This window comes from Nakamurella sp. UYEF19 (assembly GCF_040546275.1).
Taxonomy (GTDB): Bacteria; Actinomycetota; Actinomycetes; order Mycobacteriales; family Nakamurellaceae; genus Nakamurella.
Window position 1 is genome coordinate 53,227 of sequence record NZ_JBEPNO010000021.1, and the last position, 15,907, is coordinate 69,133.

Sequence of the window (15,907 nt, forward strand, 5' to 3'; positions counted from 1 at the left end):
CTTCGAACATTGGCAACAATCACGAAACCGCCGGCACCGGCGGCGTCGTGAGGTAGCCGCTGGCCGGGGGCGCGACGTACGGGAACGCGGGCAGCAGCGCGGCGTTCGTGTTGGTGGTGCCGTCCCGCAGCGCGTCACCCCCCAGGATGTCGTCCTTCTTGTAGTTCGGGTAGGTGAGCGGAAGCGTCAGTCCGGCAAGGGCTCTGATCTCGATGGTGGTCACGTCGTCGAAGACGCGACGACCGTTCGGGAAGCCGGCGGGGTCGCCGCCCAGGACGCCGAGATCGTTGATCTTCTGCGGGTCGGTCGTCGGCGGGATCGTGAGGTTGAGCCGCAGCATGTCCGCCTCGACCGGTCCCGTGTAGGTGGTGAAGGTCCCCAGCACCGATCCGGGGATGCCGGTCAGCAGAATCGCGTGCAGGTCGGTCCGCGGCTTCTTCGACTTGTTGAACGCGTCGAGGTTCGGGAACGCACCCGGGTACAGGGCCGGCAGCAGGCCTGACAGTTCCGGCTGGTTGACGTAGCCGGCGAATTCGCTGTCCTGGCTGGGGGTCAGCGTGTTCCAGCGATCCTTCACCGACATCGGGTTGATCACCTCGTTGAAGAGCGGATTGCCCAGCCGCGAGACCTGCGCCCGACCTCCCAGCGAGTGGAACCTACGGGTGCGCTCGTCGAAAATTCTTCCGCGTGCGCGGTAGGTGGCGGACCACACCCCGATCACCGAGGAGGACGCGAGCGGGTCGGTCGGCTTCTTGTTGCCGACGGTCAGATCCGTTTTCGGGACCTGGATGGCGATGGTGTGGACATTCATGCCCTGCAGGCCGTTCATGCCTTGCATGACTGGCAGGGGAACGAGGTGCGCGGGGTTGAGCGGCCTGAGACCGGCCAGGTCGAAGACACTGCCGAGATCGACGAAGAACGGGTCGGACCGCTGCCCGGCGAACACCTTTCCACCACCCTTGAGCGCGTGCACCGAGGCAGCGCCGAAGGTTTCCTGGTAGTCCGGTGTGCTGCGCTCGCCGACGTTGCACGGCGGAACCAGCAGGTCGGTGCCGAGCACGGTGCTCGTGTACTTGCCCTTGCTGCGTACCACACGCGTCACGCAGTACGTCTGCGGCCGGTTCCAGTTCGGCGAGTCGATCGAGGTGATCGGGCCGGTGTTGTAGAGGAACGTCTTCGCGTTGCGGATCTTGGTCGTGAAGCGGAACTCGTAGCTCACGTCGGCGTGGGCGTCGCCGGCGTTCGAGACATTGATGACGTACAGCACGTCGTCGGAGAACTCGCTGAAGTTCGGCCCGCCGTAAGGGATCTCGAACGGGATGAAGTTGGCGATCAGGGTGACGGTGTCGGGCGCGTCCGGGCTGACGAACGCGTACACGTCGGTGTTGTCGGCATTCGGGTCCTTGGAGATCTCGGGCGCTTCGCGGTGCGAGGACATGATCGACCTTTCGGGTCGGAAGAGCGGAACAGGGCTCGGTGCGGAAAGGCCTGCTGTCAGGCGGAGGTCGCCGGGGCGGTGTGCAGGGCGATGGCGAGCCGCGCCACCAACTCGTGATCGGTGATGGTCACCTCGTGACCCTCGACCATGACGGCGATCTCGCCGGTCGACACATCGTGGATGTAGGCGGCGATCGAGCCCTTGGCGGCGGCCGGAAGGTTTGCGGCCCTGGCCGGCGCGGCGACACCGGCGACACCGGCGACGGTTCCTACCGACAGGGGGATCAGCGAGGCGGCGCCGGCCGCGGCCGCACCCGCCCCGGCGACCTTGAGAAAGCCTCGGCGATTGGCGCTGTCCATGATTCTCCTTCGACGGGCGGCGAGTTGGTCGCAGCCGGGAACATGAGGGGTGGATCACGCCCCATTCGGAGCCCCTGGAAAGGCGGATGGCCCCGGTGCGGCGAGGCAGTCAACAACCACCCGGGTGCCGGAAAGCTCCCCGGATGCCTCGGGTTCAGAAGACGATTCGACCGTCCCGGACAACTCTGACCTTGCTCCGAACGAGCGGCTGGCGAGCCCGGGGCCCACGGAAGAGGACCGCGCCATGACGCAGGGTCAGGAGGCGGCCGAAACGCGTCCGGTCGATTCCAGATGCTCGCGGAGCCGCTGCAGACCGTCCCGGATGCGGGATTTGATCGTCGGGAGTGGCACCTCGAGCAGCGCGGCCACTTCCTGGTAGCTGTGACCGCCGAAGAAGGCCAGCATCACCGACTGCCGCTGCTTGGGCGTCAGCACCCAGAGCGCGTCGTGGACCAGCCGCCCGTCCAACCGATCACCGACCAGATCCGGCGTCGGGGGTATCGGGACATCGACTGCCGCGGCCCAGCTCCGATCTCGTTGCCGCGCGGCCTGTACTGACCGGATCCGGTCGATGGCACGGGATCTGGCGATCCCGATGACCCAGGCGTCACCCTGGCCGCGTTGCGGATCGAAGCGGGAGGCGCCCAGCCACACGGCCAGGAAGACCTCCTGGGTGACTTCCTCGGCCAGGGCCACATCGCGCATCAGCAGCCTGATCAGGCGGGAGACCGGCACTTGCAGACGGCAGTAGAGAGCATCGAAAGCGTCCTGGCTGCCCTCCGCGATCGCCTGCAGCAACTCGTCGATCGCCACGTCGATCTCCCGGCCGGAGCCCGCTTCGGCGGCGTCGTCACCGGTTGGTTGATCGGCCCACCGGCCAGGTCGAAGCTTCTGCGGTTCGTCCACCCCCGTGTTTCGTTGCCTGCGTCGAATCGGATGGGCAGAAGATGAGATTCCAAGTGGGACAGAAGGTCAGGACTCGATCGCGGAGGTCCTCGACAGAGGGGCGGACGTGCCGGTGCCGGTGGGCGACAGCAGACGCAGGCGATCGCCGGCCTTCGCCGGTGGCAGGCCGGGACTCCACAGGAAGCCCTGGCCGTAGCTGCAGCCCAGGCCCTGCAGGATCCGCAGGTGTTCGGTGGTCTCGATGCCCTCGGCGACGGCCTTGATGCCCAGGGCGTGAGCCAGGTCGATGACGCTCCGCACGATCGCCGAATCCTGCTGGTCGTGACCCAGCCCGGCGACGAACGACCGGTCGATCTTGAGCAGATCGACGGGGAAGTTCTTGAGGTAGACCAGGGAGGAGTACCCCATGCCGAAGTCGTCGATCGCGATGCGCACCCCCAGCGACTTCAGCTCGTTGACCACCCGGAGCGCCGCCGCCGCATCGTCCATCAGCGCGCTCTCGGTCACCTCCAGCACCAGCGAGTTCGGGTCGATGCCGGAGTCCGCCAGCGCCCGTCGCACGTCGTGGACCAGGCCGGCGCCCTGGGCCAGCTGCCGGCCCGAGACGTTGACGGACATCTCCATCGGCTGCCCGCCCGCGATGCCACCGGTCCAGATCGAGGCCTGCCGGCAGGCCTCGCCGAGCACCCAGGCGCCGATGTCGATGATCAGCCCGGTGCGTTCGGCGAACGGGATGAACTGATCCGGCGGCACCAGCCCGCGGGCGGGATGCTGCCATCGGATCAGCGCCTCGGTGCCGGTGCTGGTCTCGGTCTCCAGGTTCATCACCGGCTGGTAGTGCAGCAGCAGCTCGCCGCCGATCCGCGCCCGGCGCAGCTCGGTGAGCATCAGCAGACGGGAGGCCGCAACCACCCGGAGCGGCTCGTCGAAGACCTCGATGACGTTGGGCCCCTGACGTTTTGCCTTGTACATGGCCTCGTCGGCGTCCCGCAGCAGGCTGTCGGCGCTGGTGTCCGGATCGCCGCCGGGCGCGAGGGCTATGCCGATGCTGATGGTGATGTCCAGCGGGTTCGGTGCAGTACGCAATGGCACTGCGATGGCCGCTCTGATCCGGCTTGCGATAGCTGTCGCAGCCTGCACCTCGGAGAGGCCCCGGCACAGCACCACGAACTCGTCGCCGCCGATCCGGGCCACCGTGTCGCCGGGTCGTACCGCGTCGGACAGGCGCCTGGCCAGCACCCGGAGGGTCTGGTCGCCGACCTGGTGGCCGTAGGCGTCATTCACGTTCTTGAACCCGTCTACGTCGCAGAACAGCAGCGCGACCAGATGATCGGTGCCGGCGCGCTCCGCGATGGCCGCCGCGATCCGCTCGGTGAGCAGGGTGCGGTTGGGTAGTCCGGTCAGCGCGTCGTGCCGTGCCAGATGTTCGAGCTTCGCCTCGGCCAGCCGCTCGCCCGTCAGGTCGATGACGGTGATGCAGGTGATCGTCTCGCCGTTCACCCGGAAAGGCGCCGACGAGCTGATCCGCACGGGCACGGAGGTACCCGTCGTCGTCGACAGGGCGGCCTCGACCGGCCCGCTCGACGGATCGAGCCGGTGCAGCGACGGCCGGCTCGACGGCTGGACCAGATCGAGCAGCGGTGCCCCGACGATCTGCCGGCAGGTCGATTCCACCAGGGTGGCCAGCGCCTGGTTGGCGTAGAGCACCAGGCCTGACGACGATACGGTCGCGGCGCCGTCGGACATGCTCTCGACGAAGTTGCGGTAGGGCCGATCGGCGCTCGAGAGGGTGAACACCTGCTCCTGGCCCGGAACGGCCGCGACCAGCAGGGCATCGACCTCACCGAGCCGGATCGCCCGCAGGGTCTGCTCGTACTCGTCGAGTTTCTCCCGCAGTTCCGCCAGCTCCGCCCGTGTCGCGGCCAGCTCCAGCGCTAGGTCCTGCGCCTGATCGTCCTGCGCTGTCTGCCCGCCCGGTGGTGCCTGTGTGCCCTGGGTTGCCGGGTGGGTCACGAGGCGATCGGTCCACTGGACTCGTGGATGTTCAGTGCAGCGAGCACTCTCGCGGTATCGGACAGGTCACCGACCAGCTTGCGCCGGGGCAGCGGCGCCTCGCGCAGCAGCGTGGGTGCGGCCAGTACGTCGGCGGCCATCATGGTCGCCAGATCCCGATGGACGTCGACCACCTGCAATCGGTACCGGCCGGCCAGATGGCGTTCGCAGAAGGACCGGGCATTGCCGATGGCCACCGCCGACATCTCCGACGCACCGCTGACGAAGAGGGTGAAGACGTACTCCGCGACAGCGGCCGCCACCAGCTGCTGTTCGTAGCGCGCCAGGGCCGCATCATGCTCGCCGGTCACCGGGTTGGTCTCGGTTTCAGTTGTAGACCGTCGAGAACACCGTCGGTATCGGACAAGTCGCCGATGATCTTGCGGAAGGGGCGAGGAACCTGACGCACCAGGGTGGGAATGGCCAGGATCTCGTGGCTGCGGGCGAGGGACGGAAACTCGGCGAGATCGATGATCTCGATCTGGTAGCGGCCGGGAAGGTGCTCCTCGCACAGCTTCTTCAGGTTGTAGAAGGCCTCTACCGACTTCGGTGACTCGCCGGCCACGTACAGCCGGAGCTGCCACGTTTCGGGATTGCCGGTGCTGCCGACGATCTCGCCATAGGCGCCGTCACCGGCCCGGCCTCCGGTCGCGTCCGGCCCGGTCATGTTCACCGGCCCCGACGGTGAAACACGTCGGTGAGCTCCAGGCCATGGCTGGACAGGATGAAGTTGCGGATCTCCTGCGAATGGGGCATTCCCCGCGATTTGAGGACGTAGAGCACGCGACTGCGCTGACCGTCCCCTTCCTCGAGCTTGGCGATGATCCACGTGTCGATCAGCGAACCGATCTGCTGCTCGGAGTTCTCTGCGTCCCGGATGGTGTTCAGACTGGTGAAAACCGCTGTCACGCCGCGGCTCTTGAGGTAGTCGACCTGTCGGGTCAGCATGGCGGCCACCTCCTCGCCGGCGCCGACGTGCAGGAGGTCGGAGATGGGGTCCATCACCACCACGTCGGGTTCGAAGTCCGAGACCACCTGCTGCATGGTGGCCAGGTGGGCTTCGAGTCCGAGCAGGCTCGGCCGGACGCAACGGAACTGCAGCAGGCCGCTGTCCACCCAGCGTGCGAGGTCGATGCCGACCGAAGCCATGTTGCGGACGATCTGGGCTGCGGATTCCTCGAAGGCGAAGTACAGCGCGCGCTCGCCCCGACTGCACGCCGCGGCGCAGAATTGCGCCGCGATGGTCGATTTCCCGGTACCGGCGGTTCCGCTGATCAGGACGGAGCTGCCGCGGTAGAGCCCAGCCCCACCGAGCATCACGTCCAGGCTGGGTACGCCGCTCGAGACCCGCTCCATGGAGGCCGAGTGCTGCAGCCCGAGCGAGGTGATCGGGAGCACCGAGACGCCCTGCTCGCCGATCAGGAACGGGTACTCGTTGGTGCCGTGCAGGGTGCCGCGGTACTTCAGCACCCGCAACCGACGGGTGGAGGTCTGCGCGCTGACCCGGTGATCCAGCACGATGACGCAGTCCGAGACGTACTCCTCGATCCCGTGGCGGGTGAGGGTTCCGTCCCCCCGCTCGCCGGTGATGACCGCCGTGACCCCCCGGGCCTTCAGCCAACCCAGCAGGCGCCGCAGCTCGGAGCGGAGGATCGCGATGTCCGTGAAGGCGCCGAACAGTGTTTCGATGGTATCCAGAACCACCCGCTTGGCCTTGACCGCGTCGATTGCCGCGCCCAGCCGGATGAACAGCCCTTCCAGGTCCCAGGCGCCGGTCTCATGCGCTCCGCCGTACGGCACGCTGACGTGGTCGACCACGAGCAGTCCGTCCGCCTGGAGTTGCCGGAGGTCGAACCCCATCGATGCCACGTTCTCGACAAGTTCATCGACGGTCTCCTCGAAAGCCAGGAACACCCCGGGTTCGCCGAACTCCACGATCCCGCGGACCAGGAACTCCATGGCCAGCAGGGTCTTTCCGCAACCGGCTGGTCCGCAGACGAGGGTCGGGCGGCCGTCGGGCAGGCCTCCGCCGGTCACTTCGTCGAGCCCGCTGATGCCGGTAGGCGCCTTCTTGAGGGTGGAGTCGACCAGAGTGCGCGAACCATTGCGCTGCGCTAGCGGGACTTTCCCGGCTATTTTGATCTTGGTGGTGTTGTTGCTGGTCAGGGGTGGTGCGGTGGGTGGTGGGGTGTATGACCTAAGTCGGTGTGGGGGCTGCTAGTTGCTCGAGGTGGAACAGGTCGTAGAGGGTTTTCTGTTCGGGGGTCATGTCGGTGGTGATGCGGCGGGCTTTGGGTCGGCCGCCGGTAGAGGGGTAGATCAGCACGGTTTCCTGGATGCCGGCGAGAGTGTCGAGGATGTTGCGGACGGATTGGTGGTGTCCGGCGCGTTCGGCTCGTAGTCGCAGGAGGTGGGCGAGTTGTAGGGCCAGGACGCAGGTGAAGGTGTGGACGGCGATGTTGTGGTCGGTCCAGTGAAACATTGGTGAGAAGGAGACTTGGTGGGGGTCTTTGAGTTGTCGGAAGCCGAATTCGATTTCTGATTGGGAGCGGTAGCCGGCGACGACGTCGACGACCGGCCAGCCGTCGGGGGTGGTGGCGGTGAGTGTGGGGTGGTCGGTGATGAGGATCCGTTTGCCGAAGACTCGTTGTTCCAACACTTCCCGCCGTTCTGGGTTGATGGTCCAGGTCAGTCGGTGCTCGGTGGGGGTGTCGCCGGTCAGGTTCCAGTCGGTGACTTCACGGACCCACGGGTCGTGGGTGATCTTGTCGATTTCGGCTGTGACCTGTTCGCGGCTGCGGCGGGTTTTTCCTCGTTCCAAGGTCGCGGCCAGTTCGTCGAGCTGCCGACCGACTTTGTTCAGGGTGGTGCCGGTGAAGGAGCGGGCTTGGTCGTCGTGCAGGTTTGGGGAGTGGGTGAGCACGACCCGCCGGTCCGCGCCGTAAACAACGCGGTGGGTGTCGATCGCGGTGACGCCGGGATACTGCTGGTCGTCGACCTTCCGGCGGCGGGACGCGGGGAGGGCGAGCAGGTCCGGGCAGTCACTGGGTGGGACGGACCCGACGAAATGCAGCCCAGCATCGGCCAGGTGCGCGAAGTTCGCGGCGGAGTTTTGTCCGGCGTCGAACACGACGGTCATCGCCGCGGTGTCGCCGCGGGCCTGATCGTCGCCGGCGTCACCGATGTTGCCGGCGTTACCGATGTTGTCGGCGGTGGCGGCGGTGTAGTTGCGGACGAGGTGGTCGATGAGGGTGGGAAATTGGGTGACGTCGGGTCGGTTCCCGGGGTAGGCGTGCCAGACCAGCGGGATCCCGCCGGTGCGGGTGACGACCATACCCAGCCCGATCAGGCGAAGATCGGTGCGTTTTTGTTTCGCCTTGCCGCGTTGCGCGAGCGGCGCTTTGTCATTGGTGGTGTCGATGTAGGTGGCGAAGTTGGTCATGTCCAATGCGACGCTGGAGGTGTCCAATGCGAACACCTCGATCATCTTCGCGGCGATTCTGGTCGAGATATCCTGCAAAGCTTGCGGTGTCACCAGGTGCATCGCGTCCCAGAACTTCCGGTGATCCAGCACGCCGGGGCTGATCTTGGTGAACCGGTCCCCGGCGGTGGCGGCCCAGAAGTCGGCGAAACCACTCTTGGAACCCGGTGCGACCAGCCGACCCAACGCAGCCAACGCCAGATACGTGCCGACGGAGGCGCCCGCGTCACGCCGACGCGGCCCGAGGACCGAGTCGATAATCCCCGCGACATCCAGTTCGGTCAGCATCGACCACGCGGCGGCGACGTCACCGAACCGCAGATGCCGGGTCCGGTCCGGCATCGTCCCGGCCGCGGTGCGGTCCAGGGCGGCTTCGATGTCGGCGGCCGAGCCCAGGTACCGCTCGGAAACCATCTTCGGTTTCCCCTCGATCCGGGCCATCTGCCGCAGGTAGTAGTACGTGCTCCCGTTGACCTTCTTCGAATACACACTCGCCATGGTTTAGGTCATACTGTAATCGAGGTTCGAAACCGCTCCGACACGCCGAGTAGTTGCAGATCAGAATGTTCTGGTCGGCTCCGCCGACCTCACATGATCAACTTATCCAGGAAGGTCCGGCTAGGGGCGGACGCGGTGCAACGGCGTGGGGTGCCAAGGTCTTCTTTCCTCTGGCTGTCATGCGCAAAGTAGCGGTGCCGATACGAAGAGTAGCCCTCGGACCCGCCCCCCCTCGCTCCGTCACTCGATGGTGCGGCGCATTTCCATCCAATGGTCTGCATGCCAGGCGCCGGCTCCACTGTTCGGGGTGGCGGGGTTGAACCACCAGGTCGGGTGCCTTCCCGCGTTCCATCTGGCCTCATCACCGGTGGCGGCCGTACCCTTTGCCATGGACGTCGAACGGAGTTCCTTCCGCGGGTCGTTCCTGCCCGAGGCGGTCTTCGACGAACTGCTCGGACTTGCCACCCAGCGTCTGGCGGTCGACGACGCTTTTGTGCTCCTCCTCGGCTCGGATCGCTTTCTCGGTCGCCCGCCGGCCGTTGCGACGGAGTCCACACTCGCCTCCGTTCACGCGCTCGCTACCGCGGTCGCCGCCGGATCAACGCCGGTCGTCATCGATGCCGCCGACCGGACCGTCGAGGGCCATCCGGAATTGGGCGCGGACGTCGGTCTGGAGTTCTTCCTCGGCGTACCGCTGGTGGGAATGGACGGATCGGCGCTGGGGGCCCTGTGCGCCTGGGACAGCCACCCGCGCCACACCACTCCGGACGACGTGGCGAACCTGGAGCAGTACGCACGACACGCGCTCACGATGATCGACCTCCATCGGGTCGGCCGGGAGCTGGAGATCGAGCGAGAGGTGTTGGTGGCCACCGGTCATCTCCTCGAGATGATCGTCGAAGGTGCCGAACTCCCGACGGTGCTGGACTCGCTCGCACTGGCTGCCGAGGATGCCATTCCCGGCACCGTCTGCTCGATCAATCTGCTCGACGGGACGGTGCTCCGGGAGGGTTCCAGCCCGCACCTTCCCGAATCGTCGCGACGTGCCATCGACGGCGCCGAGATCGGCCCGCTGGCCGGGTCCTGCGGAACGGCGGCTTACACCGGGCGAACCGTCATCGTGTCGGACATCGCCACCGATCCACGGTGGGAGCTCTATCGGGATCTGGTCCTGCCCCATGGGTTGCGGGCCTGCTGGTCGGTCCCGATCCGGCGACCGGGCGGCCAGGTGCTCGGCACGTTCGCGCTGTACTACCGCGAGGTGAGGGTGCCCGAGCAGGACGAACTCGACCGGCTGGCCCGCTGGGTCAACCTGGCAGAGGTAGCGATCAGCCGGGCCCGCGACATCATCGGTCTGCGCGAGGCCGCGACGCTCGACCCGCTCACCGGTTTGGTGAACCGTGCCGAGATCCTCCGGAGGATCGTTGCCGCCCAGGCGCTTTCGCTGGCGTGTCCGGCGATCCTGTTCGTCGACCTCGACCAGTTCAAGCTGGTCAATGACACCCTCGGCCATGCGGCCGGCGACCAGGTGCTGCAGGTGGTCGCACGCCGGCTGACCGGGTGCGCCGGCCCGGCCGACACCGTTGCTCGATTCGGAGGCGACGAATTCGTCGTGCTCTGCCCGGTTTGCGAGGTCCTGGCGGACGCAGAAGCGTTGGCGCACAGCATGGTGGAGGCGCTCTGCCACCCGATGACGATCGCCGGCCGCACGTTGTCCGTCTCGGCGAGCATCGGCATTGCGATGCGCCGACAGCAGGATGCCGGCGAATTCTTCGATCTGGTCAGCGACGCCGATCTGGCCATGTATGCCGCCAAGCGGGCCGGTCGCAGTTCCGTCGCCGTCTTCACGCCGGGTCTGCGCGCCGCCGCCGCCGAGGAACTCACCGCCCTCGCCGGCCACGACGGTGCCTTCGACATGCCGTTCCCGCGCCGGGCCGACGGCGCCCTCTCCCCGGAATAGCGCCTCCGCAACACCGTTCTCTGAGCAGTCAGGGCGATCTCGCTGGGCGCAGCGGGCTCGGTAGTAATTCCGGCTGCAGCCGGCTGGGTGACTCTGGGCTCGGTCAGGCCGGCTGCGGCCGAGGGAGACCTTGGGCCGTTCGCTGCGCCGTACCCACCGCGCTGCGCCGTATCCACCGCGTGGTCGGTCAGGCTGGTTGTGGCCAGCTGAATTGTGGTTGGTGGTTGAGGGTGTTGCGCAACGGTTTTCGGGTGGGGTCGTGGGTGGCGGGTGGGATGATTTCGGGGTGGCCGTCGGGGGCCGGGCGGACTTCCCAGTCGCTGTGGTGGATGAGGGTGTGGTGTCGTCGGCACAGCAGGCACCCGTTGGTGTAGTTGGATGGTCCGCCGTGCGCTGGTCGCTGCGGAGCGGCGGACGCGGGCGGCGGCGTCGGTGCGGCTGATGTTGATGATCTGCCGGATCAGGGAGGTGGTGGACAGTTGCCCGGCGGCGGCGGCGAGGCCGCGGTGGTCCATCTGGGAGATGACGGACACCGACATGCCGTAGAGACGGCGGGTCTGCATTTCGACGGCGCGCAGCAGGTCCAGGGTGGCGCCGGTGCCGGGGGCGGTCAGGTCCACTTCGAGCAGGCCGTCCACCGCGGTGGCGACGGCGTCGATCGCGGTCTGCGCCGGGCCGGGTTCCCAGTAGGAATCGGCGGGTCGGGGGCGTCGTCAGGATGGTGCTGCTGGGCGAGGGCGGCTCGCAGGGCCGACCCACCGCGCCGGTGTCACAGGTAGCACCGACAGTCCCCCGAAACGGACACCGGTCGGGGCTGTCAGACCTGGTCAGGCCGGGTGGGAGTGGCTCCGAAGACCGACCCACCACGCCGGTGGCGCAGGTAGAACCAGCAGTCCACCGACACGGCGGCTCGCCTCGTTCGCTGCAGGGCGGCAGCAGGCATCGATCGAGTGCGAGGATCTTCAGGTGGCCGAACGGCCAGGCGTGACCGCACACATCGATCCGGCGAGCGATCTGGTTCTCGTGCAGACCCTGCCGACGACTGCCCCAGCGTTGCTGTCGTCATGGGTAACTCACCGCGCCCCCATTTCGGACCGGGCTGACGGCGTCGTTTCGCTCCGACGTCTCCACCGTCAATCACGACATCGCGATCCCGCACGCGACATTGCTTGCCGCCAGCGTTCCGCCCGACGTCGACGGGGAAATGGTCTTGCACCTTGCCCTGGTGGTCTGGATCGGAGAATCAGGGGATGAGGGAACAGCGTGCGGCGCAGAACTACTACGGCACCGTCGAACTGGCTGCCGTCTACGACGACGACTGCGCCGGGCGTCGAGACCTGGGCTTCTACGTTGCGCTCGCGCGCAGGCTGAATCCACGCACGATCATCGATCTTGGCGCCGGAACGGGTCTGCTGGCGAGCATGCTCGCCGAGACCGGTTTCGAAGTCATCGCTGTGGAACCGCAGGCGACCATGCTGAAGATCGCCGACCGGCAACCACACGCCGACGACGTCACCTGGGTCCACGGGACGGCAGCGGATCTCGCGCCCCTCTGTGCGGACCTGGTCCTGATGACCGGGCATGTCGCCCAGTACTTCCTCGACGACGCGGCATGGCTGGATCTCCTGACGAACGTCCGGCGTGTTCTCAGACCTGGCGGCCGCCTCGGCTTCGAGATCCGCAACCGGGCCACCGAGAGCTGGCGCAGCTGGGCAACGTCCAAGCCGCGCCCGACTTCACGAGGCACCATCGAGCAGTCGGTCCGGCAGACCGGCGATCTGGTGACCCATGTCGACGAGTACCTGCTGGACGGCACCCGTTGGATCACGTCGGAGACGTTGCGGTTCCCGGACTGGCACAGCGTCGCTGACGGACTGCAGAGCGCAGGCTTCGAACTCGAGAGTACTTGGGGCGACTGGGATGAGAGCCCTATCACCGAGCGATCGCCCGAGTGGATCATCCTGGCGAGCACCGCAAAGAACGACCACGTGGCACGTCCCGCCTGAGCATCGTCGCCCCGCGATGGTCCCCGGTCGGACGAGGCCCGCACCCGGGCTACCGTCGGTAGGAGCCGAACAGCCGGACGACCTGGGGGTCGTGGTCGCTGGTCTGGTTTGCGAACTCGCTGTTGATGTGGATCACCTGGTAGTCGACCGACCCCGTCAGATAGGTGCCGGGGGTGACCAGGATGTGGTCCAGCACCTGCGAGATCCCTTGGTAGACATAGGTGTACTGCTGGGAGTTGGGCAACGTGGCGATCAGGTCGATCAGCAGTGGGCGCCCGGTGCCGTCGGCCTTGCCGGTCTTGAGCACCTTCAGCGCGGGGCTGAACTGGTAGTCGTTCAGGTCGCCGAGCACGACGGTCTGCGCGAGCGGGTTCTTCTTCAGGATGCTCTGCACGAAGTTGTGCACCAGCAACGCCTGCTGCTGCCGCTGGACCTCGGAGGATCGTACCGGGTACTGGTACCGGCCGTCGGCGTTGCCGTCGCCACCCTTGGAGTTGAAGTGGTTGGCCACCAAGAACACCGGGAGGCCGCGGAATCGGAACTCACCGACCAGCGGCTTGCGGCTCGTGGTCCAGGCGGTATTCGTCGGGTCGATCCGTCCGGGCGAGAGCGTCAGCGACGGGTTGCCGAAGTAGCCCGTCACCCCGGTAGCGGTGTTGGTGCGATCCGCCGTGGCCGCGCCGCGGTCGACGAAGGTCACCCTGGCCGGGTTGAACAGGAAGACGTTCCGGATGTTGCCGCCCGGCTGGCCGCCGTCCTTGTCGTCGGCCGGGTCGATCTCCCGCGAGGAGTACCGGGGTCCGCCGGCCGCGACGACGGCGTCGGTCAGTTTCAAGATGGTGGCGTCCGCACCCACGACCGGGGTGTTGCTCGCCCCGTCGTTGTCCTGGATCTCCTCGACCGCGATGATGTCCGGCGCGGCGAGGTTGGTGACGATGCCCTTGGCCAGCGCGGCGTACTTGGAGGGTGCGTCGCCCGGGGCCAGGTTCTCCACGTTGTAGGTGGCGATCGAGAGCTGACGGGCCGCCGGCGTGGTGGCGACCACCGGGGCGATGCCGCCCGGGCTGACGGTGCCGAGCTGCGTGGCGGCGATCAGGTAGCCGCCGAACTGCGAGTAGTCGACCGGGCCGACCGTGGCGCCGCTGTAGACGTCACCGACGCTGACCTGGACGTTCGGGATCACCGGGACGATCTGCACGCGACCGGACGGGGTGGCGTTCTCCGCGGTCAGGACACTGCCGCCGCGGTAGCTGGCCTTCTTGGCCGGCTTGGTGGTGATGAACTGCTCGCCGAAGGAGCTGGTCGGTCCGATCACCCTGGCGTCGTCGACCTCCACGCGCATGCCCTCGCGTGACTCCCAGAAGTCCAGCGCCGACCGGGTCGGCGTGATGGGTGTGGTCTCGATGTTCGCGCCACCGAGATCCGGCGCGTAGAGCTCCGGGACCGTCGTCGGGGTGATGACTTCCGGTGCCGGCAGGGCATTCCCGCTGCTGATCTTCGCAACCGTCGGGCGGGTGATCTCGGTGGTCGACAGCGTGGTGGCGACGTCCGGCGTCCCGCCGGCGTAGAAGTCCTGCACGGTACCGGACACCACGACCGAGTCGCCCACTGCGACAGCAGGTGTCGAGGTGAAGACGAAGATGCCCTCGCTGGTGGCCGGGTTCATGTCCGGGGTCGGATCCTGCAGGTAGAAGCCGCGGCTGCTACCTGCCGCACGGACGGCGGTGACGATCCCCGGCACGTTCGTGACGCTCTGCCCGTTCAGCGGCGAGACGAAGGATGCGCCCTGCAGGTCGTGGATCCGCAAGGGTCCGGGGACCGGTGGCTCGGTCGGCGGGGGAGGGTCGACGACGGTACCGGCCGCCCCGGGGGTCGGATCGCCCGCTGCGAAGTCCGCGACATTGGAGTCCGTGTCCGCCGTGGTCTTGCGCGCGACCGACGCTGTGTTGCTCGCACCCGGCACCGGGGCGCCCTCGGCGATCGCGGCCGCGCCGTACCCGATGAGGTCCAGTGCGGCGGTCTGGCAGGCGGAAGAATCCTGGCAGTTCAACGCTGTGGCGTTGGTGACGAGGGCGACGGTCCCGCCGGTACCGCTCATCGCGATGGTCCCGGTGGCCTGACCGGGGACCGGAACGGTGCCACCCGTCCCCTTGGCCTCGGTGACGACGTAGAAGGCGCCGGGTGCGATCGTGCCGGTCAGCGGCGTGCTCTGCCACGAGCCCGAGCCTGCGGGGTGGTACTGGACCGACCATCCGGTGACGTCGACGGCGGCTCCGCTGCGGTTCTGCAACTCGATGAAGTCGTTCGTCAGGGTGGCGCCGCTGTTGCCGCCCCCGCCGTAGGCCTCGCTCACCACCACCGTGCTCGACGGGACGGCGGAGGCCGGCTGACCGACGATGACGATCGTTGCCGCCGCCAGGGCCGTGACGAGTGCGATCCGCAGTGGTGAACGTGGTGAGCGCTGTCGGCTCATGTCCTGTGCCTCCGGTGGGTGTGGGCTGTGCCGGGCTCATTGTCTCTGCCTGCCCGCCGATTTCCTGCGGCGCAACGTCAAATATTCGGTGGCAATCAGGTTAAATACTCGATTCGACCAGCCTGTTCACACCGGGATGTTCTTTCTGAACCTCATTGTCTCTATTCTGGCTGCTTGTCCAGATCATCACCCTCGACCGGCTCGCGTTCCTTGCGGCGCAGCAGGTAGGCGGTGACGCCCAGCACCAGGACGAGCGCGCCGAGGATCGCGATCTCGCGCACCGAGTCGGAGAACTCCGGGCCTTTGCCGACCTGGTCGGCGGCCTTCACCGACAGCACGACGATTTCTTTGATCGACGCGATGATCCCGACCAGCAGAAACGGCTCGGCCACGAGTTCACGTTTGACGACGGTCGTCCGGACGGCGAACAGCAGCTCGACGACGATGAAGACCAGCAGCAGGATGTCGAGCACCTTGACCGCGGCATCGCCGGTGGCCGCCGCGGAGCTGAACAGGCTTCCGGTCTCGCGCCCGGCGACGACCAGCAGCGAAATGGCGGTGATCAGCAGGAAGATCGCGATGCCGAGATACAGGATGGCCTCGACCCATTCCAGTGCCCGATCTCCGGCCCGGAGGTAGCCCGGCCTGGCGGTCTTCTTCGGCGGCTGCTTCTGCTGCATCTGCGGATCCGGCATCATGCGATCATGCCCGATTTCAAGGGCGACCTGGGCAAT

Annotated in this window: 13 protein-coding genes; 3 read left to right on the plus strand and 10 right to left on the minus strand. The window is 67.2% G+C overall.

What is annotated here, in order from left to right; all coding sequences use genetic code 11:
• Window positions 1–19: 19 nt before the first annotated feature.
• The 8 genes from ABIB25_RS22245 to ABIB25_RS22280 form a co-directional block, all read right to left on the minus strand.
• Window positions 20–1,438 (minus strand): DUF4331 domain-containing protein, encoded by a 1,419-nt coding sequence (locus ABIB25_RS22245; protein WP_354530712.1) that lies wholly within the window; start codon window positions 1,436–1,438, stop codon window positions 20–22.
• Window positions 1,439–1,494: 56 nt separating this feature from the next.
• Entirely contained in the window at window positions 1,495–1,797 is a 303-nt protein-coding gene (locus ABIB25_RS22250) for a twin-arginine translocation signal domain-containing protein (protein ID WP_354530713.1), read from the minus strand.
• A 255-nt stretch (window positions 1,798–2,052) separates the two neighbouring features.
• Window positions 2,053–2,703 carry a sigma-70 family RNA polymerase sigma factor gene (locus ABIB25_RS22255; RefSeq protein ID WP_354530714.1) on the minus strand — a complete coding sequence of 217 codons (651 nt, stop codon included), beginning with the start codon at window positions 2,701–2,703 and terminating at the stop codon, window positions 2,053–2,055.
• A gap of 66 nt (window positions 2,704–2,769) precedes the next feature.
• Complete coding sequence (locus ABIB25_RS22260; protein ID WP_354530715.1) at window positions 2,770–4,716, minus strand: putative bifunctional diguanylate cyclase/phosphodiesterase; 1,947 nt, start codon at window positions 4,714–4,716, stop codon at window positions 2,770–2,772.
• Window positions 4,713–5,066: a circadian clock KaiB family protein gene (locus ABIB25_RS22265; protein WP_354530716.1), complete on the minus strand. Its 354-nt coding sequence runs from the start codon at window positions 5,064–5,066 to the stop codon at window positions 4,713–4,715. Before ABIB25_RS22265 ends, ABIB25_RS22260 begins: the two co-directional genes overlap by 4 nt.
• Window positions 5,063–5,422: a circadian clock KaiB family protein gene (locus ABIB25_RS22270; protein ID WP_354530754.1), complete on the minus strand. Its 360-nt coding sequence runs from the start codon at window positions 5,420–5,422 to the stop codon at window positions 5,063–5,065. The genes ABIB25_RS22265 and ABIB25_RS22270 overlap by 4 nt, the downstream gene beginning before the upstream one ends.
• 2 nt (window positions 5,423–5,424) lie before the next feature.
• Window positions 5,425–6,921: a circadian clock protein KaiC gene (kaiC, locus tag ABIB25_RS22275; RefSeq protein ID WP_502919884.1), complete on the minus strand. Its 1,497-nt coding sequence runs from the start codon at window positions 6,919–6,921 to the stop codon at window positions 5,425–5,427.
• Between the two features lie 31 nt (window positions 6,922–6,952).
• Window positions 6,953–8,734, minus strand: coding sequence for an IS1634 family transposase (locus ABIB25_RS22280; protein ID WP_354530717.1), 1,782 nt, complete (start codon window positions 8,732–8,734; stop codon window positions 6,953–6,955).
• A gap of 388 nt (window positions 8,735–9,122) precedes the next feature.
• Between ABIB25_RS22280 and ABIB25_RS22285 the strand changes: the two genes are divergently transcribed.
• The 3 genes from ABIB25_RS22285 to ABIB25_RS22295 all read left to right on the plus strand — a co-directional run bounded on the left by ABIB25_RS22285 (window position 9,123) and on the right by ABIB25_RS22295 (window position 12,700).
• Window positions 9,123–10,694: a diguanylate cyclase domain-containing protein gene (locus tag ABIB25_RS22285; RefSeq protein ID WP_354530718.1), complete on the plus strand. Its 1,572-nt coding sequence runs from the start codon at window positions 9,123–9,125 to the stop codon at window positions 10,692–10,694.
• A gap of 378 nt (window positions 10,695–11,072) precedes the next feature.
• Window positions 11,073–11,240, plus strand: a complete 168-nt coding sequence (locus ABIB25_RS22290; protein ID WP_354530719.1) for a hypothetical protein — start codon at window positions 11,073–11,075, stop codon at window positions 11,238–11,240.
• Window positions 11,241–11,944: 704 nt separating this feature from the next.
• Window positions 11,945–12,700, plus strand: a complete 756-nt coding sequence (locus ABIB25_RS22295; protein WP_354530720.1) for a class I SAM-dependent methyltransferase — start codon at window positions 11,945–11,947, stop codon at window positions 12,698–12,700.
• A gap of 49 nt (window positions 12,701–12,749) precedes the next feature.
• Here the strand turns inward: ABIB25_RS22295 and ABIB25_RS22300 are convergent, their stop codons facing one another.
• Together ABIB25_RS22300 and ABIB25_RS22305 are read right to left on the minus strand one after the other, a co-directional pair.
• The gene (locus ABIB25_RS22300) at window positions 12,750–15,173 is read right to left on the minus strand and encodes a DUF8508 domain-containing protein (RefSeq protein WP_354530721.1); all 2,424 of its coding nucleotides are present in this window, start codon (window positions 15,171–15,173) and stop codon (window positions 12,750–12,752) included.
• Between the two features lie 161 nt (window positions 15,174–15,334).
• Window positions 15,335–15,868: a phosphate-starvation-inducible PsiE family protein gene (locus ABIB25_RS22305; RefSeq protein ID WP_354530722.1), complete on the minus strand. Its 534-nt coding sequence runs from the start codon at window positions 15,866–15,868 to the stop codon at window positions 15,335–15,337.
• Window positions 15,869–15,907: the final 39 nt, after the last annotated feature.

Coding starts and splice junctions, on each gene's coding strand:
- ABIB25_RS22245 (WP_354530712.1), bottom strand. CDS start 1,438: ATGTCCTCGCACCGCGAAGCGCCCGAGATCTCCAAGGACCCGAATGCC.
- ABIB25_RS22300 (WP_354530721.1), bottom strand. CDS start 15,173: ATGAGCCGACAGCGCTCACCACGTTCACCACTGCGGATCGCACTCGTC.
- ABIB25_RS22280 (WP_354530717.1), bottom strand. CDS start 8,734: ATGGCGAGTGTGTATTCGAAGAAGGTCAACGGGAGCACGTACTACTAC.
- ABIB25_RS22290 (WP_354530719.1), top strand. CDS start 11,073: ATGGTCCGCCGTGCGCTGGTCGCTGCGGAGCGGCGGACGCGGGCGGCG.
- ABIB25_RS22295 (WP_354530720.1), top strand. CDS start 11,945: ATGAGGGAACAGCGTGCGGCGCAGAACTACTACGGCACCGTCGAACTG.
- ABIB25_RS22250 (WP_354530713.1), bottom strand. CDS start 1,797: ATGGACAGCGCCAATCGCCGAGGCTTTCTCAAGGTCGCCGGGGCGGGT.
- ABIB25_RS22285 (WP_354530718.1), top strand. CDS start 9,123: ATGGACGTCGAACGGAGTTCCTTCCGCGGGTCGTTCCTGCCCGAGGCG.
- ABIB25_RS22305 (WP_354530722.1), bottom strand. CDS start 15,868: ATGCCGGATCCGCAGATGCAGCAGAAGCAGCCGCCGAAGAAGACCGCC.
- ABIB25_RS22270 (WP_354530754.1), bottom strand. CDS start 5,422: ATGACCGGGCCGGACGCGACCGGAGGCCGGGCCGGTGACGGCGCCTAT.